Source organism: Pseudomonas simiae (assembly GCF_900111895.1).
In the GTDB taxonomy this organism is placed as follows: Bacteria; Pseudomonadota; Gammaproteobacteria; order Pseudomonadales; family Pseudomonadaceae; genus Aquipseudomonas; species Aquipseudomonas simiae.
In genome coordinates this window covers 108,078-128,782 of record NZ_FOKB01000005.1, presented here as the reverse complement: position 1 = coordinate 128,782, position 20,705 = coordinate 108,078, and the positions used below count along the sequence as shown (strand labels likewise).

The 20,705-nt window shown below is 58.5% G+C and carries 18 protein-coding genes; 6 read left to right on the top strand and 12 right to left on the bottom strand.

The genetic code is table 11. From position 1 onward, the window contains the following. Positions 1-46 precede the first annotated feature (46 nt). Positions 47-856: a helix-turn-helix transcriptional regulator gene (locus tag BMZ57_RS17365; protein WP_010210536.1), complete on the bottom strand. Its 810-nt coding sequence runs from the start codon at positions 854-856 to the stop codon at positions 47-49. 257 nt (positions 857-1,113) lie between these two features. Between BMZ57_RS17365 and BMZ57_RS17360 the strand changes: the two genes are divergently transcribed. Further along, positions 1,114-1,386 (top strand): DUF1652 domain-containing protein, encoded by a 273-nt coding sequence (locus BMZ57_RS17360; RefSeq protein WP_010210537.1) that lies wholly within the window; start codon positions 1,114-1,116, stop codon positions 1,384-1,386. A gap of 37 nt (positions 1,387-1,423) precedes the next feature. On the opposite strand, the gene BMZ57_RS17355 is transcribed toward BMZ57_RS17360, so the two are convergent. Continuing rightward, positions 1,424-3,871, bottom strand: a complete 2,448-nt coding sequence (locus BMZ57_RS17355) for a UvrD-helicase domain-containing protein (RefSeq protein WP_069673074.1) — start codon at positions 3,869-3,871, stop codon at positions 1,424-1,426. A gap of 218 nt (positions 3,872-4,089) precedes the next feature. Here BMZ57_RS17355 and BMZ57_RS17350 point away from each other — a divergent pair, with 218 nt between their 5' ends. Beyond that, positions 4,090-4,785, top strand: coding sequence for a pirin family protein (locus BMZ57_RS17350; protein WP_010210541.1), 696 nt, complete (start codon positions 4,090-4,092; stop codon positions 4,783-4,785). A gap of 64 nt (positions 4,786-4,849) precedes the next feature. Here the strand turns inward: BMZ57_RS17350 and pgm are convergent, their stop codons facing one another. The 4 genes from pgm to BMZ57_RS17330 form a co-directional block, all read right to left on the bottom strand. Next, positions 4,850-6,493: a phosphoglucomutase (alpha-D-glucose-1,6-bisphosphate-dependent) gene (pgm, locus tag BMZ57_RS17345; protein ID WP_010210542.1), complete on the bottom strand. Its 1,644-nt coding sequence runs from the start codon at positions 6,491-6,493 to the stop codon at positions 4,850-4,852. Positions 6,494-6,600: 107 nt separating this feature from the next. After that, positions 6,601-8,007 (bottom strand): aminotransferase-like domain-containing protein, encoded by a 1,407-nt coding sequence (locus tag BMZ57_RS17340; protein WP_010210543.1) that lies wholly within the window; start codon positions 8,005-8,007, stop codon positions 6,601-6,603. Then, positions 8,004-9,413: a hypothetical protein gene (locus BMZ57_RS17335; RefSeq protein ID WP_029529148.1), complete on the bottom strand. Its 1,410-nt coding sequence runs from the start codon at positions 9,411-9,413 to the stop codon at positions 8,004-8,006. Before BMZ57_RS17335 ends, BMZ57_RS17340 begins: the two co-directional genes overlap by 4 nt. 705 nt (positions 9,414-10,118) lie before the next feature. After that, the gene (locus BMZ57_RS17330) at positions 10,119-11,141 is read right to left on the bottom strand and encodes a zinc-dependent alcohol dehydrogenase family protein (protein WP_047542056.1); all 1,023 of its coding nucleotides are present in this window, start codon (positions 11,139-11,141) and stop codon (positions 10,119-10,121) included. A gap of 247 nt (positions 11,142-11,388) precedes the next feature. Here BMZ57_RS17330 and BMZ57_RS17325 point away from each other — a divergent pair, with 247 nt between their 5' ends. After that, a complete protein-coding gene (locus BMZ57_RS17325) occupies positions 11,389-12,303 on the top strand; it encodes a LysR family transcriptional regulator (protein WP_010210548.1) in 915 nt (304 codons plus the stop codon). Positions 12,304-12,446: 143 nt separating this feature from the next. On the opposite strand, the gene BMZ57_RS29230 is transcribed toward BMZ57_RS17325, so the two are convergent. Then, entirely contained in the window at positions 12,447-12,731 is a 285-nt protein-coding gene (locus BMZ57_RS29230; RefSeq protein ID WP_139136471.1) for a hypothetical protein, read from the bottom strand. Between the two features lie 60 nt (positions 12,732-12,791). Here BMZ57_RS29230 and BMZ57_RS17320 point away from each other — a divergent pair, with 60 nt between their 5' ends. From BMZ57_RS17320 to BMZ57_RS17310, 3 genes are all read left to right on the top strand, one after another. Further along, complete coding sequence (locus BMZ57_RS17320; RefSeq protein ID WP_069673075.1) at positions 12,792-13,625, top strand: oxidoreductase; 834 nt, start codon at positions 12,792-12,794, stop codon at positions 13,623-13,625. 26 nt (positions 13,626-13,651) lie between these two features. Continuing rightward, positions 13,652-14,593: an AraC family transcriptional regulator gene (locus BMZ57_RS17315; RefSeq protein WP_069673076.1), complete on the top strand. Its 942-nt coding sequence runs from the start codon at positions 13,652-13,654 to the stop codon at positions 14,591-14,593. 409 nt (positions 14,594-15,002) lie between these two features. Beyond that, complete coding sequence (locus BMZ57_RS17310; protein ID WP_010210553.1) at positions 15,003-15,485, top strand: GNAT family N-acetyltransferase; 483 nt, start codon at positions 15,003-15,005, stop codon at positions 15,483-15,485. A 281-nt stretch (positions 15,486-15,766) separates the two neighbouring features. On the opposite strand, the gene BMZ57_RS17300 is transcribed toward BMZ57_RS17310, so the two are convergent. The 5 genes from BMZ57_RS17300 to BMZ57_RS17280 form a co-directional block, all read right to left on the bottom strand. After that, entirely contained in the window at positions 15,767-16,150 is a 384-nt protein-coding gene (locus tag BMZ57_RS17300) for a tautomerase family protein (protein ID WP_069673077.1), read from the bottom strand. A 61-nt stretch (positions 16,151-16,211) separates the two neighbouring features. Then, positions 16,212-17,042 carry a phytanoyl-CoA dioxygenase family protein gene (locus BMZ57_RS17295; RefSeq protein WP_021492017.1) on the bottom strand — a complete coding sequence of 277 codons (831 nt, stop codon included), beginning with the start codon at positions 17,040-17,042 and terminating at the stop codon, positions 16,212-16,214. A gap of 39 nt (positions 17,043-17,081) precedes the next feature. Next, positions 17,082-18,461 carry an MFS transporter gene (locus BMZ57_RS17290; RefSeq protein WP_069673078.1) on the bottom strand — a complete coding sequence of 460 codons (1,380 nt, stop codon included), beginning with the start codon at positions 18,459-18,461 and terminating at the stop codon, positions 17,082-17,084. 10 nt (positions 18,462-18,471) lie between these two features. Next, the gene (locus BMZ57_RS17285) at positions 18,472-19,629 is read right to left on the bottom strand and encodes a hypothetical protein (RefSeq protein ID WP_069673079.1); all 1,158 of its coding nucleotides are present in this window, start codon (positions 19,627-19,629) and stop codon (positions 18,472-18,474) included. Positions 19,630-19,649: 20 nt separating this feature from the next. Next, positions 19,650-20,636 (bottom strand): aldo/keto reductase, encoded by a 987-nt coding sequence (locus BMZ57_RS17280; protein WP_010210562.1) that lies wholly within the window; start codon positions 20,634-20,636, stop codon positions 19,650-19,652. Between the last annotated feature and the right edge of the window lie 69 nt (positions 20,637-20,705).

The window sequence follows — 20,705 nt, the reverse complement described above, 5'->3', positions numbered from 1 at the left end:
GGGATCCCCTACCTCGTTTCGATAGGTTGGATCCTAGAGCGCGGTGTCAGGGGCTGTCTTGCGCGCGTGCACGCAGGGAAATTTGTTTGACGTAGGCCTTGGGCGACTGGCCGGTGTGCTGGCGGAACGCGCTGTAGAACGCCGACAGCGAGTTGAAACCCGCGGCGAATGCCAGGTCGTCGACCTTTATCGGCGGGACGGCCTTGTCCAGCGCCGCCAGCAAGTGCTGGAGCCTGGCCTGGTTGACGTAGCGATAGAAGCTTTGCCCCAGCACCTGGTTCAGCAGGTAGGAAATCTGATTGCGGCTGTAGCCACATTCCTTTGAAACCCGCTGCAGGTCCAGTTCCGGGTCCAGGTAGGGTTGTTTGTGCTGGAAGTACTGCTGCAGGTCATTGGCCATGTGCCCCAACTGCTGGGGCGACAAGCCCAGGCGGCTGACCGAAGGCCGCGCGGCCTGGGCGGGCTGCTCATGCACCAGGGACGCGTATTCATTGACCCGCCAGATCAGCCCGTCACGTACCGTGATGGCTTCGCTGGTGCGGAATGACACCAGCCCGTGACCGCCACGCAAGGTGATGCGGTACTGGATGAACGCGGTGTCGCCATCGGCGCGGATGCGATCACTGTGCTCGATCGCTTCGTCGGCCTCGCGCGGCATGCTGGCTTGCAGGTATTCACGCAACTCGGCGTAACCGACGACACGGTTCTGGAAAAAGTCGTGGTACTGGATGTCCGGATGGTAGTAGGACATTACGCCCTCCAGGTCCCGATGGCGCCAACACAGGTGGTGGCGTAGCACCAGCTCGCGTGTGGCGTGGGATTGCTGGGAATCATCGTCTGGAGCGATGTCAGGCATGGAGGGCTCTGCGGCGGGTAAACCGTGAAGATTGCCGAATTTTGCCGGAGTCTTCAATGGCCAGTGGGCTCTTCTGACTAATGGCCTATTGCCCAACCTCAAGCAGGACATGACCTGTATCAACCTAACGCAAAACAACCGCCAGACGGGGCCGAAAAAGTCACCTTGCGATTGCGAACGGATGCTATTTTGAATGCTTGAACGCCATGACCAGTGAAGGTCATGGCCCCCCTGCCACGAGCTAAAGGAAGCGCTCTATGAACAAGGTGGGCAACATGAACAAAGTGACGTTCCCCAACGCCTGCCAGTTGATGCGCTGGCATTTCCATCCAATGGGCTTTGAGGGCAGCATGGACGCGCCCGGCAGCATGATCGTTCGATTGTTCAACCGCGCCAGCGGCGAGACGCTGATCGCCATCGCCGGCATCCCCTGCGCCACAGTAATGAATGCCGCCGATGTGGAACGCATCATCGAAGCGGTGGAGGATGAGCTGGAGTCGTTTGTGCCGCCGCAGTCCCTGAGGGCCTGACTCGCAAGCCCGCTCACAGGCTAGCTGCGGTGCACCCTCAGTTGCGTTGATCATCGAAGAAGGCTTTTTTGCCATCCACCCGCTCCGACGCCTTGGGCACATTCACTGCCTGGCCTTCGGGCTTTTCCACGTACCAATAGCAATGGCTCACGGCGCGGGTGATGCCCACATAGGCCAGGCGCAGCACTTCGTCCTTTTGCGCATTGTCATAGGGCTCGCTGTCGCCAGCATTGCCCAGGCCCGCCATCCGGTATACCTGGTTTTTATACGGCGAGCTGGTGACATGCTGGCAATCCCCAAGCATAAACACCGCGTCCGCCTGCAGGCCCTTCGCACTGTGATAGGTCAATTGCTTCAGCCTGCGTGCCTGGGGCGGCAAGCTAGAATCCACATTAACTACAGAGCTAATATGCTCTTGAATCAATGACTTATCGCCACTTTTTCGACAAATCATCAAGATCGAATCGCCCTTTTGGTAATGCTCCGACAGCTGCCGACCCAATGCCGCGTCGTCCCGTTCCAGCACCTTGACCGGCACCAAGGCCTGGGGCGCGCCACTGGCCTTGGCTTTCTTGCCAGGAATCGCCGGTGCGGCGCGCACGATGTGCTCGGCCGCATCAATGATGTGTTGGTGACTGCGGTAGTTCTCGCCCAACATCACGCGGGTAGTAGACGGCGATGGGAACTCCTTGTCGAAGGCCATGAAGTACTTGGGCGAACTGCCCCGCCAGCCATAGATCGACTGCCAGTCATCCCCTACACACAGCAACGATGAGCGCTGGGCGCCGCGCCCGATATGCATCGAAGGGCCACGGCTGCGGATCTCGCGCAGGCTGGCGCGGATCCACGAGACAATCTGCGGCGAAATGTCCTGGAATTCGTCGATCATGAGGTGCGACAGCGGCCGCAGCAGCGGATCACTGAGCAGCTTGAGGTTTTCCGGGGTGTTTTCGCCGAACAGCGAGAACATCCGGTTATAGGTCATGATCGGTGGCGATTGGTCCAGCAGGTGATCTTCCAAGGCCTTCCAGAAGATGCTCAAGGCTTCAAAGAAGAAGCGGTCCGGGTCATCCTTGGCAAAGCTCATCTGCCCGACAGCGGTGGGTACGTCCAGGCCGAGGTTCTCGATAAATCCGGCGGCCGCGACGAAACTGTCCAGCAGCGGCGCTGACGCCAACTCGCCTTTGACCTTGTAATCAAAGCCGGGACCGGCCATGGCGTCACCGGCCACACTGCTCAGCAAACGCTTTGATGATTCATAACTATCCAGCCATATCAATGGCTTATGACAGAAAGCTTGAAACAACGTGCGCTTTACCGCCCACTCTGCGCGCACCGAAAGCTTTGAGTGAGGTCGGCTGGTCTGCGGGTTTTCCCGTGAATCGAAGCCCAGCACTACCCAGGCATCCAGCTCGGGGATATAGCCATGGCAGTGAAATTGCGCGCCGTTGATTTCTATGGTCTGGCGGTTGGGTTCAATGCCCTTGATCGGCCACGCACCTGCACGGAACCACAGGTCCTCAATCACATCGCAGAGTTCTTCATCGCGCTTGGCGGCCAGCTCAGTAACAGCCACGCGTTTTTGCACATCCGGGTGATCGCGCTCCAACGCCTTTAGCTGCAGGCCGTGGCGCGCCAGCGGCGCAATCAGCTCACGGAACCGTGGGTGTTCCCTGTGCAGCCGGTGATAGCAGGCATTCATCTGCTGGCGCTGGGCTTCGTTGATACGCAGGTCGAAGGGGTTGCTGTCGGCGTCTTCAAAACCCGAGTTCAGGTTTTCGAAGGCTTGCAGGCGCTCAAAGCCCGGGAGACTGCGCACCATGGGCAGAATGCGCGAGTGAAAGGTACGCACCACGGCTTGGGCTTCTTTCACACCCAGGGGTTGGCCCCACAGGTTGAGAATTTCCATGAGTTTGTTGATGAAGTCCTTGCGCGATTCACGGGTGAAGGTCACCACCGTCATCGAGCTCAGCTCAAAGCCCAGGTAATGGGTGAGCAGCAAAATGCGCAACACCAGCGACGTGGATTTGCCGGCACCGGCCCCGGCGATCACTGAGGTTGAAGGCGTTTCGCTGAAAATCATCTTCCATTGCGCCGCGCTGGGCTGGGCATGAGCCGGCAGCAATCGCGCAACGTCGGCCTTCATGCGTTTCTTCAGCTCGGCGGTAAGCGGCAGGCGCCAATCATCGAACAGACTGTCATCCACGCCCGGCGCTCGGTGTTCATCCGGGCGGAAGTCACGAATCAATAGCACCTGACGACCTTCCTCGATGCCCTCGGCCTTACCTTCGCGGTAGCCATACTCCACGCCCGCCTCATGCCCGCTGCGAAAACCGTCGGCCTGCCCGTGCAGCCAGGAGAACCGGTGCTGGGCGCGCAGACGCGTCAGACCATGGCCAAACAGGCGTGCAGCCAAGCGTTTGAATAGCGGCATTTCAGCCAAAGGGCGCAGTTCGGGAGGAAGATCAGGCTTTTGTTGCGACACGCGGACTCCTGCGATGAGCTGGGTTCAGACAAGTGCGCCATGGTCGCCGGAATCGACGCCGAGTTCCAGCCAATTGCTTTGCAGTCATGCAGTTAGGCGATGAACTGAAAGTCAAAACCCCAGCGACCAATCTAATTAGCCGATAGGAATAAGGCAGTTTTTACGCTTTTTATCGATTATGAGCTGCAGGATCATAGAGCCATTCACAGGAGACGATCATGCTTGAACTTCGACCTTTCAAATCCCTGGGCGGCGCCCACCACGGATGGCTTGACGCTCATCACCACTTCTCGTTTGCCGAGTACCACGACCCCGAGCGCATGCACTGGGGCAACCTGCGGGTATGGAACGATGACATTATCGCGCCGGGCACTGGCTTCGCGCAGCATCCGCACCGCGACATGGAAATCATCACCTACGTGCGTGAAGGCGCGATCAGCCATGCCGACAACCTCGGCAACAAGGGTCGCACCGAAGCCGGTGATGTACAGGTGATGAGCGCAGGCACCGGGATCGCCCACAGCGAGTACAACCTGGAAGACACGCCGACCCAGATTTTCCAGATCTGGATCATTCCGAACGAGGCCGGCTTACCGCCGTCTTGGGGTGCCAAGCCGTTTCCCAAGGGTGAACGCGAGGGCTTTGTGACGCTGGCCAGTGGCAAGGCCGGGGACAGCGAGAGCTTGCGCATTCGTGCGGATGCACGGCTGGTGGCGGCGAACCTGAGGGCTGGAGAAACTGCCGAATACCGGCTGGACAACGGGCGTCGGGCGTATCTGGTGCCGGCGACCGGACTCATTGAAGTCAATGGCTTGCGTGCACAAGCTCGAGATGGTGTGGCGGTTGAAGACGAGCAGGTGTTGCGAGTGACAGCGGTTGAAGACAGCGAAATTGTCTTGGTCGACCTCGCCTGACCCTGTTGGAGCTGGGGAACGTCGAGTGCTTGCCGACGTCCCCCAAGTTCCTACACAGGATCAGTTATTGGCTGATAGCACCGTCTACCAACACCTGCGCCTCTTCCACCAATTGCTTGAGGTGATCCTCACCGATAAAGCTCTCGGCGTAGATCTTGTAGATATCCTCGGTGCCGGATGGGCGCGCGGCGAACCAGCCGTTTTCGGTCATCACCTTCAACCCGCCGATCGCTTGGTCATTGCCCGGCGCATGGCTGAGGATCTGCTGGATGCTCTCCCCGGCCAATTCGGTAGACGTGACCTGGTCCGGCGACAACTTGCCCAGCAGGGCTTTCTGCGCGGGAGTAGCCTTGGCATCCACACGAATCGCGAACGGTTCGCCCAGGGCGTCCGTCAGGCCGCGGTAGATCTGGCTCGGGTCCTGGCCTTTGCGCGAGGTCATTTCCGCGGCCAACAGCGCCGGGATCAAGCCGTCTTTGTCCGTGCTCCAGACCGTGCCGTCCTTGCGCAGGAACGAAGCACCGGCGCTTTCTTCGCCACCAAAGCCCAACGAACCGTCGAACAGGCCATCGGCAAACCACTTGAAGCCTACTGGCACTTCGTACAAACGACGGCCAATGCGGGCGGCAACGCGATCGATCAAGCCGCTGCTGACGACAGTCTTGCCCACGGCGGCGTCCGCGCGCCAGTCAGGACGGTTCTGGAACAGATAGTCGATGGACACCGCCAGGTAATTGTTCGGCGCCAACAGGCCGCCGGACGGGGTGACGATGCCGTGGCGATCGTGGTCCGGGTCGCAGGCGAAGGCAACGTCGAAACGCTCCTTGAGACCAATCAGGCCTTGCATGGCGTAGCTGGAGGACGGGTCCATGCGGATCTGGCCGTCCCAGTCAACACACATGAACCGGAAAGTCGCGTCGACCTCGGTATTCACCACCTCCAGGTTCAGCCGGTAGTGTTCGGCAATCGCCGACCAGTAGCGCACCCCTGCTCCGCCCAGCGGATCCACGCCCAGGCGCAGGTCGGCGCTACGAATGGCATCCATGTCGATCACATTGACCAGATCAGCCACATAGGTGTTGAGGTAGTCATGACGATGGGTGGTGTCAGCCTTGAGGGCCTGGGCGTGGGTGATGCGTTTGACCCCGGCCAGTTTTTTGGCCAGCAACTCATTGGCCTTGGCTTCGATCCACTTGGTGACGTGGGTGTCGGCCGGCCCACCATTGGGCGGGTTGTACTTGTAACCGCCACTCTGCGGCGGGTTGTGCGACGGCGTGATGACGATGCCGTCGGCCAGGCCGCTGGTGCGGCCACGGTTGTAGCAAATGATCGCGTGGGAAATCGCCGGCGTCGGCGTGTACTCATCGCCCTCAGCCAGCATCACGTGCACGCCATTGGCGGCCAGCACTTCCAGCGCGCTGGCACCGGCAGGTGTCGACAGTGCGTGGGTGTCCAGCCCCACAAACAGCGGGCCGTTGATGCCTTGGGCTTCGCGGTACAGGCAGATAGCCTGGCTGATGGCGAGTACATGCCATTCGTTGAAGCTCAGTTCAAACGAGTTGCCACGGTGGCCGGAGGTACCGAACGCCACGCGTTGGGTGGAGATTGCTGCATCAGGCTGGCCAGTGTAGTAGGCCGTGACCAGTCGCGGGATATCCACCAGCAACTGGGCTGGCGCCGGCTTGCCCGCAAAAGGACTGATTGTCATGCATAAACCTCGGAAAGAAGGATTCGGGAAAAAAACGGCAGTTTACTGAGTGTTGGACTGCTTCGCGACGTTATCGATCCTACAACAGTCAAAGAAACTTCACGCAATCATCCCATCTGTGCCTGACGCAATGCTTCGCTTAGCGCCGCCAGGACGACATTCAGGTCCGGTTGCCCCTGAAAGGTGTGGCTCAGGCGCAAATGCTGCTGATGCAGGCCATTGACACTGAACAGTTCGCCGGGGGCAATCACCACTTGCTGGGAAAGCAGGCGCTGGAATACCTGGCGCATATCGACGGTTCTTATGGAGCGCAACCAGAACGCTGCGCCGGCAGCTGGCGCACGGTAGGTCATTTGGTCGCTCAGGTCCCGGTCCAGGCGCTCGCACATTTCGTCCGCCTGCAGGCGTAACTGCAGGCGCAGCCCACGCAGGTGCTGGTCGATCCGCCCGCTGTGATAAAGGCGCGCAATGGCGCGCTGACGGATCGGTGATAAACGAAAGGAGCGCAGCAGGAAATGGCGCTGCAATTCGTTGTTCATACGCCGAGACAGCAGATAGCCATAGGGCGCTTCCGAACCCAACACTTTCTCGAAGGAGGAAAACACCATCAATCGTTCAGGGTTCACCAGCTCGCGTAGTGCAGCCTGCGGCTCGTCGAAACCCAACTCGCCAAAGGTGTCGTTTTCCAGCAGCCAGCAACCGTATTGATCGAGCAATTGTGCAAGGGCCAGGCGATCTTGGGGTGGCATGGAAACCCCGGCCGGCAAGCTGACCCTTGATGACAGCAACACCAGACGCACCGACTCAGCGCTTAACAAGTGATCGAGGTTCACCAGATCCAGTCGCCCGTCCGGTGTCCAGGGCAGCTCGATAACACGCACCCCGGCATCCTGGAGCAGGCGCAGGACCAACCAATCGCAAGGCGATTCCACAATCACCGGCGCCCCCCTCAGGCCCAATACTTCGATGAGGATGTCCAATACACCGCGCAGGTCGGGACCGATGTAGACATCATCGGCCTGCCAGCAGCGGGTGGGCGACGACGTATAGCGCGCCGCCAACGCCGCGCGCAGCTCCCAGACACCGCAAGGCTGGGACCAGGGTTGCAGATACCGCGGATATTGGCGGACGAGTTCGCGCTCCAGACGCAACAGCGTGCCATCCAGCGAGGCCAGCAGCGCGGGTTCATCTCCGCTGAGCACCACCATGCCAGGGCGCCGCGCCGCTGCGTAGAGCCGATCAAGCGGATCACCGCTGGTGCCCGCCAGCGGATTTGCCGAGAGTGGCCAGGCGTAATAACCCGATTTAGCCACCGAATAAACCCTGCCCTCTTTTTCAAGCAACGAGTAGGCATACTGGACCGTCGAGATCGACACGTTCAAGCGTCCCGCCAATTGCCGCAGGGATGGCAGTTTTACTCGTGTATCGGTACTGACTTCGTTGATCAGGTTGATCATGTAGCGATAGACCGCCTGATACGCGAAATCCGCCTGTCGTTCGCCGCGCAGCGTCATCGCCCGGACGATTGACAGGCCTGCGCGCTGCCCTCTGCCATGGTGTCAGCACTGCGCAGTTTGCCACTTGAGTAGCCCAGCGCACGCTTGCGATAGAGGTGTTGCAACAAAGGCATCGGTAAACCGCTGGTATCGGTGACCCACTGTTGCAGCATGTCGGCAGACGGTTTGCCCTGCAGGGCTTTGTGCAGTTCAGGCAAGGCCACCAGCATGCCCGGATGGCATTGTCGCAAATAGCCTTCCAGCCGTTCACCATGATGGACAAAAGGTGAAAACAACAGGCAAATCAATTGCGTCTCGTCCAAGCCAAAGAACTGTTGAGCGTAGGTGCTCGACAGGCTGCGCCCTTCACTGCTCCTCACCTGCGCGAGCAACGCCTCGGGCATATGGCGTGCGGCCTGCCGGATAAACTCTTGCACGCCCTCTTGATAATCCAGGTCCCGTAGACATTGGGCCTGCAACCCACGCAGGTGCGCCATCAGCAGGGGATTGGAATAGGAAGGATGGCTGAAGTGAAAACCCTGCGGGTCAGGCGTGAAGGCCATGAACTCGTTGAGCATGGGCGAAGATGGCAGGTCGACGTCGTCCAGCAAATCGGCAACACCAATGTAAGCCAAGTGACGATGGCCGTTCTTGCTGGGGTCGTCACTCACCCCATAGTGCTCTCCGTAGACGTCACCGTAATAAGCGGTACTCCATTCGTCCATGCGCGCGAACAGCCCGGTGAGCGACGACGGCCAAGTGTCCGAGATCGCGATACCCGCGCCGCGTGCTGTGTTCTTGAGCCAGGCAAGAAGCTGACTTTGTTTACGCGGGGAATCGCCACTGACCAGTGCATGGACCCCGCCATCCCAGGCAGTGACGCGTTGGTAGAAATCCCCAAGCGCCAAGTAGGTATCACTGCTTAATGTGGCACGGCAGTCACCGGCGCTCAGGTGGCCGATCATCAACATGTTGCGCTGGCTGATTTCTCGCCCAATCGTAGACGCAGGTCGCAAATGGTTGAAGGGTGTCACTTCCTGGTTGTCTACCATCAGCAGCTCAACCCTTGGATCATCATGCAGAAACAGGCGCCCATAGCCCTGATTGAGGTCGTCGAGCATGCCCTGGGTCATTCCCGCATGCCGCAATGTCGCGACCCGCAAGTGAAAGGTTCGCGGGGCTCGGCCGGCGATGGTCAATTGGGCAGCCCGCAGCAAGGCCAATGTGTAGCTACTCACTTTGCCGCCACCATGGGCCACCAGCACTTTGTAACCCCCCACTTGCTCCATGCCGCCTGCCGCCACCACGATTCGCTGGACCAATAACTGGAGTGCCGTTCGCTCTGCACGAGAAAAGTGCCCGATCAGGCGTTGTAGAACTTGCTGATAAACATACGTCATAGCTTGTTCGTGAATAGTGCTCATCATTCTATTACCTGAGTTTGGATATCAGTTTCAAGCAACTGCTGGCAGTATTTGCTCGACCTATTACGCGTGTAAGAAATTCGCGCGCAGCCCTGTGCGCTAATGACTAGACACTAGCACCACGCAACAAAATGACATCAGGTCCATCGTATTAGGATCGCCCCCTGAAAAGGCTTAAAAACCCCGTATTTACTGGCCCTCGGCAAACTGGATCGCGACCCTAGGATGTTTCCGACAAACTCTTACACATACCTGAGCAACCAGTTAAGGAAGCGTCTTACAAATAACTGCGACCAACTTTCAAACTTATTGTATTGAGGTTTTACATGGGCAAATGTATTCCCCTGGCGTCCTGCGCTTGCCGCGAGATCAGTCTCAACTACTCGCAATAGCGGTATCGGATATTCAATCATTGCTCAGTCCTTGAGATGAAAGTGAAGGCGCAATTATCAGTGCTGGAATAATGATTAATAGATACAGAACCCTGCCGAAAAGCAGTGCAGATGAATAACTACCGGCCTATAAGTCACGCGCACACAAAGACGCCGCACTGGATTTCAGGGCGGCGTGAGTGAAAAGATCAGATTTCAGGGGTTAAAGTACCCGTCTTGCAGCTGAAGGGTAACACCGCTGCAGCCTGTCAAATGGCGCTTTTGCCCCATGCGACAGGTGTACGAAATACTTTTTTGAGAATATTCCTACAGGCTAAACAGCCTCAACCTGCAACGCAACGCGCTCGCGGCACGGGCACTCGTCCATGTAGCGATGCGCTTCCACGAACTGATTGAACGGAAACACGGTGGTTTTCAACGGTACCAGCACACGGTCGGCAGTCAGTTGGTTGATGTCCCTCAGCGCTCGCTGCAAGGCGACCTGGTCCTGGATGATGCCCAGTTCAGGCTTGCCGGTGAAATTGCCGATACAGTGCACAAAGAACTGAATGTTCTTCTGGAACGCTGCACAGGCCGGGAACGGTGTCTGGTTGCCGCCCTGCAAGCCATACAGCACCAGACTGCCACGCGGTGCGAGCACATCGCCCAGCAACGACATCTGCGGGCCGCCCAAACCGTCAAACACCACGTCAACACCACGGTTGTCGGTGAACTTGTTGATCTGCATCAGCAAGTCCTGCTCTTCGGTGACGATGACTTTCTCCGCACCGAGGGACAGCAGGTATTCACGCTCATCACGGTCTTTGGTGGCGGCAATCACCCGTATGCCCAGCGCTTTGCCCAGTTGCACAAAGGACGGCCCGGCGCAGTGACTGGCGTCCGTCACCAGGGCAAATTGCCCAGGCTTGACCCGCGCCAGATCCACGTACGCGAAGTAGGCAATCAATAGCGGCGTGTAGTGCACGCTCGCCTCGATAGGGCTCAAGACATCCGGATACCGGGTCAAGGCCGAACGGGGCAGGACGATCTGCTCGCCATACACCGGGTAATCATTGGGGCTCTCGGCCGGAAAACTGGCCACCTTATCGCCCACAGCCAAATCATCCACGCCATCGCCTACAGCGACCACGACACCGGCCATCTCATGACCAAGGCCGGACGGCAGGCGTGCATGGGAAGACGCCAGGTTCTGGCGCCACAGGATGTCATACCAGCTGATGCCAATCGCTTCGACACGCACCTGCACTTCGCCCGGTGCGGGCTGCGCGGCTGCATGCTCTTCGCATTTGAGCACCTCGGCCGGACCAAACTTGTGAAAACGGATCGTGCGGGACATCGCAAACCTCGTCAAAGTAACCTCTAATGCCATGAACTCTATCTGGGCTTTCCGGGTAAGGCCACCGGTCGCCATTAATAGTCGACATGTCTGTCATTGATTCCGCATGTGAGGGATAGACCTCAGCTATCGTAGGAAAACTCAATTATCCTGTGCAGAGTACCAGCCTTTCCCCGTAAGATTCATGCCGGCCATTGTTTACATATGGCCGCTCTCGTCAAGTTTGCTGACTCTTCCAGGACACAAGATGAACCGTAACGACCTGCGTCGTGTCGACCTTAACCTCTTGATCGTATTCGAAACCTTGATGCATGAGCGCAGTGTGACCCGCGCTGCCGAGAAATTGTTCCTCGGCCAGCCGGCCATCAGCGCGGCCTTGTCACGCCTGCGCGGGCTGTTTGATGACCCCTTGTTCGTGCGCACCGGCCGCAGCATGGAGCCATCGGCGCGGGCAGTGGAAATCTTCGCCCTGCTCTCCCCGGCGCTGGACTCTATTTCCACCGCCGTCAGCCGCGCCGCCGAGTTCGACCCGGCCACCAGCACTGCGGTGTTCCGCATCGGCCTTTCCGATGACGTTGAATTCGCGCTGCTGCCCCAACTGCTCAAACGCCTGCGCGCCGAAGCCCCCGGCATTGTGCTGGTAGTACGCCGCGTCAACTACATCCTGATGCCCGGCCTGCTGGCGTCCGGCGAAATCTCCATCGGCGTCAGCTACACCGCCGACCTGCCGGCCAACGCCAAACGCAAAGTGTTGCGCCGCAGCCTGCCCAAACTGCTGCGCGCCGACAGCGTACCGGGCTCCCTGAGCCTGGACGACTTCTGCGCCCGCCCCCATGCGCTGGTGTCGTTTGCCGGTGACTTGAGCGGGTTTATCGATGAAGAACTGGAGAAACTCGACCGCAAACGCCATGTAGTACTGGCCGTGCCGCAGTTCAACGGCCTGGGTACTTTGCTGGCAGGCACGGATATTCTGGCAACCGTGCCGGATTATGCGGCCGAGGCGCTGACCTCGGCGGGAGGCCTGCGGGCGGAGGACCCGCCGTTGCCGGTGCGCAGCTTTGAGCTGCATATGGCGTGGCGTGGGTCGCAGGATAACGATCCGGGTGAGCGGTGGTTGCGGTCACGGATTCAGATGTTTTTCGGCGATCCTGAGAGTCTTTAGGTGTCGTTGGGCAGGCTGTTTAGCTGAGCATTTCTGGCTTTTCATGGGCATGGAGCCCCTTTCATTTCCAAGCCCGCCAGTCCCGTTGCCTTACCGAAATCGCCATCAACTTATTCTGGCCCAGCAAATACAATCGGGCCCCGTCAATAAATGGTTCCGACGCCTGATGTTCGATCTGTTCGGCGATTAACTGCGCGCACAGCCTTTACTGCCAATGCGAAAACCTTGGAGCGCAGGTGCGACACCTGCGGCCAGACCCCATGCACATCAGCGTTACCGAAAAACCACTCGCGACACGAAGCAGACATTGGAGCAGGTAAATAAGCCCGTCGTTTTTCTTCCTTTGGCCTCGTTTTTTGCCACCCGTTTTCAGGTTGCTCGCCGATCACTCCGATAGGATCAGGCAATACTAAAATCGAATCAGGCATAGTTCCCAACCACTCCCCGCCCTAGCATAGCCTGACCTTATATATTCAGGAGTGCGCCCCATGCGTGCAGACAAAACCATTTTTATCACGGGCGTTAGTAGCGGCTTTGGCCAGGCCCTGGCTAAGGAAGCTCTCGCTCAGGGCCATCGAGTGATCGGCACTGTTCGCAGCGAATCCTCTCTGGCAACGTTCCAGGCGCTCTTGCCTGAGAGAGCCCATGGCGTGGTGCTGGACGTTACCCACTTTAATGCCATCGACGCCGTCGTCGCCGCTATTGAGGGTCAGTATGGCCCGGTGGACGTGCTGGTTAACAACGCGGGTTATGGCCACGAAGGGGTTTTCGAGGAGTCGTCGCTGGAGGAAATGCGCCGTCAGTTCGACGTCAATGTATTCGGCGCGGTGGCGATGACCAAGGCGTTTGTGCCCTTTTTTCGCCAGCGGCGGGCGGGACGTATCCTCAATATCACGTCCATGGGTGGCTATATCACCATGCCAGGTATTGCTTACTACTGCGGCAGCAAATTTGCCCTGGAGGGCATCTCTGATACGTTGAACAAAGAGCTTGCGCCCTTCAATATTTTTGTAACGGCCGTGGCGCCGGGGTCTTTCCGAACGGACTGGGCAGGTCGTTCGATGCAGCGTACGCCGCGCAGCATCAGTGACTACGATGCGACGTTCGACCCGGTGCGAAAAGCCCGTGAGGAAAAAAGCGGCCTTCAACTGGGCGACCCGCAGAAAGCCGCACGCGCCATGATGACTATTATCACCAGCCCCAATCCGCCGGCTCAACTGCTGCTGGGCAGCGACGCCCTGGCTCTGGTGCGTGACAAGCTGCAGCGGACGGCGGAGAGTATTGAGCAATGGGAAGCGCTGAGCTGTTCCACGGACGGCTGAGCATAAAAGTGGAGAACGTACAATCGATGCCGAAATCCAAGGACCCGAGCACTGCGCGTATGGTGCAGTTGATGGGCCAGCTTGCACCGCTGGAGGGTTACAACCTGAGTCCGCTGGATGATGTGCGTTTTCTGCGTTCCAACCGGCCGCTGAAGCGCACCCCGGTTCTATATGAGCCGGGCATCGTCATCCTCTGTCAGGGGCAGAAACGCGGCTATCTGGGTGATGACATTTACATCTATGACGCCCAGCATTATCTGGTGGTGTCAGTGCCCGTGCCTTTTACAATGGAGACCGACGCTAGCGAGACGGAGCCAATGCTGGCGGTGTACATACGTCTGGATTTCAATCTGGCCGGCGAGCTGATTCAGCAGGTAGATGAGGTATGGAACATCCGCGCGGCTCAGCCTATGGGTATGTACGCCTCGCCCATGGACGAACCGCTGCGCCAGTCGACCCTGCGTTTTCTGGAAGTCATGGGCGACTGCACCGACGCGCTAATCCTCGGACCAGCGATGTTGCGCGAACTTTACTACCGCATCCTCACTGGCGAACAAGGCGGCACCCTACGCGCGGCTATCGTCCAGCAGGGTCAGTTCGGCAAGGTGACGCGCGCCATTCACAAAATCCACCGCTGTTACCACGAGCGTCTGGATGTAGAAATCCTCGCCCAGGAAGCGCAGATGAGCGTGCCTAACTTTCATCTACATTTTCGCAAGGTGACCGATTCCTCGCCTATGCAGTACCTCAAGTCGACGCGGTTGCATCAAGCGCGACTACTGATGCTGCGTAACGACCTGACAGCGGCCAAGTCGGCATTTCTGGTGGGTTATGAAAGTGCTTCGCAATTTAGCCGCGATTTCAAACGCCTCTTCGGACGCACGCCAATAGCGGAGGTGGCATGGATGAAGCAGGCTTATGCGTTGCCGGCACCGCCAACCCCTTCGCCCTTCGTGTCATCACACTGAGTTTCAAACAATCCTGTCTTGGCCGTCGCCAGTAGGCTTGGGATCGTGCGGATGGCGTGCCTGCCGATACGGCGGGCGAGTGAAGTTTCACATCTGCGGCCGCATGGATGAACAGTAAGCGTCTGGTGAAGACGTCTGGACAAAGTAAATGGTCTGAACACGATCAGATTTCCCGAAAGAGCCACTCGCCAGTTCGCATTTTCGTTTCTTGACACAGTGCTCGAATTTCCAGATTATCGATCAATGACGCCTACAAATCTCGTTAGCATGATGCGCCCCTTGATGACTGCCTTTGGCGGGCCATAGGGCGATGTGCGCTTAGAACAGAAGCATTGACCAGAAGCCCCGCCAGAAATGGATGGGGCTTTTTCATTCCCCTTCCAACTCATTGATGACAAGGAGAGTGAAGATGCTGTTGATCCGCCCAGCCAAACGTACTGACGCCGAGGCCGCGTTTGATATACGCCTCCAGGCGATCCGGCATCAATGCATTACCGTCTATACCGCTGAGCAAGTAATGGCGTGGACTGATGTGCCGCTCACAGACCGATATCGGGCTTGGGTGGAAAAGGAGTACCACGTTGCCTGGTTGGGCGAGATACCGGTCGCAACAGGTCTGATTGATTTCCAGTCTGGAGAGATAGGCGCTATTTTCGTATTGCCTGCATTCATGGGACAGGGGATTGGCAAGACAATGCTCCTATACCTTGAGCGACTGGCCTTTAAAGCTGGGATCGTCGACATCCATTTAGATGCTACCCCTAACGCAACCGCGTTCTACCGTCGGTGTGGCTATCACGGAGATATTCAAGCTATCTATACCTCGCCCTCCGGTCTTGAGCTGGCTTGTACACCGATGCGGAAACAGTTGGCCAGTGGAGAGCTCCTGTAACGCGGGTGACGAGCAGGCTGCCGAACTCAAGTTGAGTAAGTCAGTCCGGCATGCAGTCGTGGACGAAGCTTAACCCTGGAGATCCGGCGTTGAAGTGAAGCGTCAGGTCATAAGCCCCCATTCGCGATCGCCCGCGCGCCCGATGTAAAGGGGGGGCAAAACTGGGCGCGCATTCATTTTCATCGCCGCAATGCTGATACCGAACCTGTCGCGATATGAATACATCAACGGTCCCGGCGAGGTCGAAGACGGGCGTCTTGATGCATTCCATCATCCAACCCTCATGGTTCCAAAAACGTTGATCGTATGCGCACGTAGCCACTTGCGGGCACTTCAGTGATCTGTACGGATATATCCACCTTCTGCTGGCGCAGCACCGGCTCGAAAATGTCAGCGAGCACCTCCAGCAGGAGACTGCTGATGGTGTGGCGTTTTTCATCATCGCCAGCCTTACCGGAAACAGTCGACACGTTCAGATGGATGAACTCCTGAGGCTCAACGCAATCACCTACGAAATAGTTGTCGTATCGAATGAGCCGCGTCTTAACCAAGTCCAGCCGCAGTCCGGAAACCTCAACAAGGGTGTTATGAAGGCGCTGGCTAGCCTCCTTGAAATTAACGTCACTCCCTACCCCTGCGGTGTACTCAAGGTATACATGTGGCATGTTCAACTCCTTGGGCGTAATCAAACACCGACCGGCAGGCGCCGGCCGGGTAACCTGCCTGTCAGCGCGTTGGGATAATGGGGAACTTCGGGTGCTCCATCGGCATATCCAGCGTCAACCCGAGGGGGTCGGTACGGTGGTTGGAAGCCCCGGTGTAGCGTGCCGAAACGGGCAACCACAGGGTTGAATACACCCATCGTGGCGTATTAGAGCTGTTAGCGGGAGCCGCGTGGATCACGTTCATGTCATGCACGGTGGCATCGCCGGCTTTGAGCGAAATAGGCGGTGACATTTCGAACTCATCCAGCACCCAAGGATGTTCGTCGAGCAACGTTACGTTATCGCGGCGATTGAAGTAGCGCCCCAGCATGCCCGCTCGGTGGCTGCGGCTGAGAAACTGCATGGTCCCCATCTCCGGCGTGAGATCGACCAGCGCGATCCAGATATTCAGCGCTCCTTGCCGGTCCAGTGGATGATGTGGAAAGTCCTGGTGCCAGGGAGTGTCACCGCCGGCTTCGGACTCGGGGTTCTTGGCGAACACATGGTCCGAATAGAACCGCACCTCCTCGCCCGCCAGTTGCGAGGCAATGCTGGCCAGCTGCGGCGAGTGGCTGAGTGCCTTGATCTGCGGACAGGTGGCGGAGACTTCATCCCAGCGCGCATACCAGCGGTAGGCATTTTCGATCTGCTTGCCGGGATCGTTGCGATCGACGGTGCGCGCGACTTCGCCCATCCGGGTCTTGGCCTCGTTGAGCAGCATCTGCACGGTTTGGGCGTTGATCACATTTTCCAGTTTCATCCAGCCGTTGGCCCGATAATCCAGGATTTGCTGGGCGTCCAGAGAGTGCGGCGCGTAGCCGTCGTTTGCCTCGGTCTTCATGACTGCTTGCATGTTCAATCTCCAATGTTTCCAGGTTTATTGAGCACTGCTTCAGGCGGCCGATTGCGCGGCCATGGGTTGCTTGCGCAGCAACACGAGCGTCAACGCCCAGCCCGCAGCCAACAGCAGCGAGGACAAGACGATAACTTGGGTGAAGCCATGGCCGAACTGGGCGGCGTCGGCAACGTTGATCAACAGACTGAAGATCGCCACGCCAATCAGACCGCCCACCTGGCGCGACGCATTGACGATGGCCGACGCCACGCCGGACTTGTCACTGCTGACATGGTTAACGGCGGTGGCAGTCAAGGTGGGCACCGTCAGTGAGATACCGAAGCCGATGACAAACATCTGCACGGCAATGTGGGCGTAAGGCGCCCCACCCACGAACGGCGTGAGCGCAACCACGCCGAGCAGCGCGATGGCCAGCCCCAACGACAGCAGGCGCCGCTCACCCAACTTGGGCAACCAACGGGCCGCCAACTGATTGCCGAAGAACAGCACGCCAGTCATGGGAATAAAGGCCAGTCCGGTATTGATCACCGAATAGTGATTGACCTGCTGCAAAAAAATGCTAAACACGAAAATCAGCCCGTAGAACACAAAGTTCACGATCACTCCCAATATCGAGGCCAGGCTAAAGGCCGCATTGTTGAAGACCGCGAGCGGAACCATCGGTCGTGCGGTACGTGATTCGACCCACAAAAATCCGAGCAGGCCGCCAAGAAAGCACAGCGCATGCACCAGAACGCGTTGGTCCAGACCTTTCTGGCGACCCAGCTCGATGACGGTGTAGGTCAGGTTGGCCAGGGTAAACAACGCCAGCAGTTGCCCCCACAGGTCAAAACCGCCTTTGTGATTGGCCGGAATTCGCGGCGCATTGATCAGGCACAACACAATGCCGATCAGGCCAATCGGCAAGTTGATGAAAAAAATGCTGCGCCACCCGAACACACCGATCAGTAACCCGCCCACGACCGGACCGGCCGCCAGCGCAATACCCGCTACGCCCGCCCACAAGGCAATCGCCTTGCTGCGTTCGGAAGGCACTTCAAAGGTGATACGCACCAGGGCCAGGGACGTCGGCACCAGCAGTGCAGCACCTATGCCTTGCAGCGCTCGAAAGCCAATCAGCGACGGCAACGTCTGGGCCAGGCCACAGCCCAGCGAGGCCAGGGTAAAGACCACGTACCCCCATAAAAACACTTTCTTGTGCCCGAACCGGTCACCCAGCGCGCCTCCGGTGAGCAGGAAGGAGGCAAACAAAAGCGTGTAAGCGTTGACGATCCATTGCAGTTGCAGCACATCGGTGGCGAACTCGGCCTTGAAACTTTCGAGCGCGACGTTGACCACGCTGACATCAAGCAACACCACCACGAACCCCAGGCAGGTGGCGAGCAACGTTAATTTCTTCTTGCTGGAAGTATCCATTATCAATTCCTCACGGGATGTTGAACGCAGCAGGCAGTGCCTCAAGCACGGCCTCGATCTGCGCCTTGAACGCCAGCGCCGTTGAGCGCTCTACTTTCAGCGAACTGAAGGCCAACGCTGCATGCCAGGTGCCATTGAACCGGGCCAAGTGCAGGACGAAGTCGTAGTTGCCACCGGTGCGGTTGACCAACGTTGAGAAACCGATCACAGAAGCCGCGGGATGCGTCAGGAACCGCTCCAGCGACCCGGTATTGGTAAACGCCAGCGCGGGCCTCGGGGTGTGGTCGAGCACCGTCTCTTCGTGTGTTCCCAATAGCGCCCTGGCCTCGACCACCGCCTGCGCATACCGCTCGATACACCCATACAGATCCGGGCTCTGGCTATCGAGCGTGGTTTTGCGAACGTCAATCAAGCAGGCCTTGGTCAGCGGAGCCCCAGCGGCGCCAGGCTCACGTCGCGAATACGCGGTGAATAAATCGAATGCGGGGACGCCGAAATGCCTGAGATAGCTATGAGCAAAAACCCCGCCCCAAATGGCGTTAGTGCTGAAACCCGACGCCGTGCGCAGTTGATCGATGCGTTTTTCGGCCTCGCTACTGACCTGCAACCGGACAAAATCGGCGTAACTGGCTTTGCCTGTCTCGATGGGTGAACCGCGCCAATGCGCCAGGCGTATGCGGAACGCATGCGCCGCTCGATCATCGAGGCTGGCGGGCATCTCACCCAGGTAGCCGGCGAGGCTATTGACCAATCTGGCGGTGCTGTAACCGTCGGAGATCGCATGGTTGCGCGTGAGCAGGATATGGGTCTGATCGATCTCGGGGTCGGTCACCACCAGCGCCCTCCAGCCTTCCTGGTCGGCCAGCAAACGGTTGAGCTCAAGCTTGAGCAAAACGTCGGGAAGCAACGATGTCGGGGGTGTGCAAGGTAGTGCCTGGACCTCGTCTTCGACTGCCACGAACCCATGCCTGTCGTTGCCGACAGGCACTATCTTCTGGCGCAGAAACGCATAGTCGGCGACCAATTGCCCAAATGCCTTGCACGCCCGCAGCGGGCTGACGCACCCCGGCACCGTGAGCAATGTGGTCACTTGGGTATTGCCGTTGCGGTTAAGGAAATTCTGGTGAAACCGCTGTTCGGTTTCGTCCAGCAAGCGGTGCGGCTGCATACCGGCCTCCGTGGCAGTGCCTATCGGTCGATGAATTGCATCATTCGCTGTTCGTAGCGTTCACCCGCCACCGCCCACTGCCCAAGCAACGCCTGGATCGCGTGCGATTGTTCGTCGTTTAACACGCAGGCATCGGCAGCCACGTTCTCTTCCAGGTAGGCGACCCGCTTGGTTCCCGGGATCACTGCCAGGTGCGGGCTGCGCGTGAGCAACCAGGCCAGCGCCAACTGCGCAGGCGTCATCGACCACGAATCGGCCAGCGCAAGAATCGACTCGGTCAGAAAGGTGTTGGCGGCAAAGTTTTCTTCGCGAAAGCGCGGGTCTTGCTGGCGGAAGTCATTGGCGTCGTAGTGAGTAGCGCTGGCCGCCTTGCCGGTCAGGAACCCGCGGCCCAATGGGCAGAAAGCGACGTAGCCGATGCCGAGGTTGTGCAACAGCGGCAGGATCTCTTGCTCGACATTGCGCTCCCACAACGAGTACTCACCCTGTATCACTGAAATCGGGTGAGTGGCATGGGCGCGCTCGATGGTGCGCGTGCCCACCTCGCAAAGGCCCAGGTACTTGACCTTGCCCTGCTCGACCAGACGCCCCATCGCCCCCACCACTTCTTCGATGGGAACCGTAGGATCCAACCGGTGCTGATACAGCACGTCGATGTAATCGGTCCCCAAACGTTTGAGCGAGGCCTCGACGACTCTTTGCAGATTGCTTTCAGAACTGTCCACGCCAACGATCTGGCCGTCGACGATGCGGAAACCGAACTTGGTGGCGATGACCACCTCCCCGCGGCGCCCGGCAAAAGCGCGCTGCAACAGCCGCTCATTGGTAAACGGCCCGTAAGCCTCGGCCGAATCGAAGAAGTTCACGCCCAGCTCCAACGCTCGATGCAAGGTGCGTAGCGATTCGTTGTCATCCGTGGCGCCATACCACTGGCTCATCCCCATGCAGCCCAGCCCTATGCGGCCAACCTGCAGACCCTGTGTGCCCAACGTGATCGTCGAAACCATGGAATCGCCCTCCTTGTGATACTGATCGTTCTACATCTTTTTCAAATTATCGCCTCCCCGTCAATACAA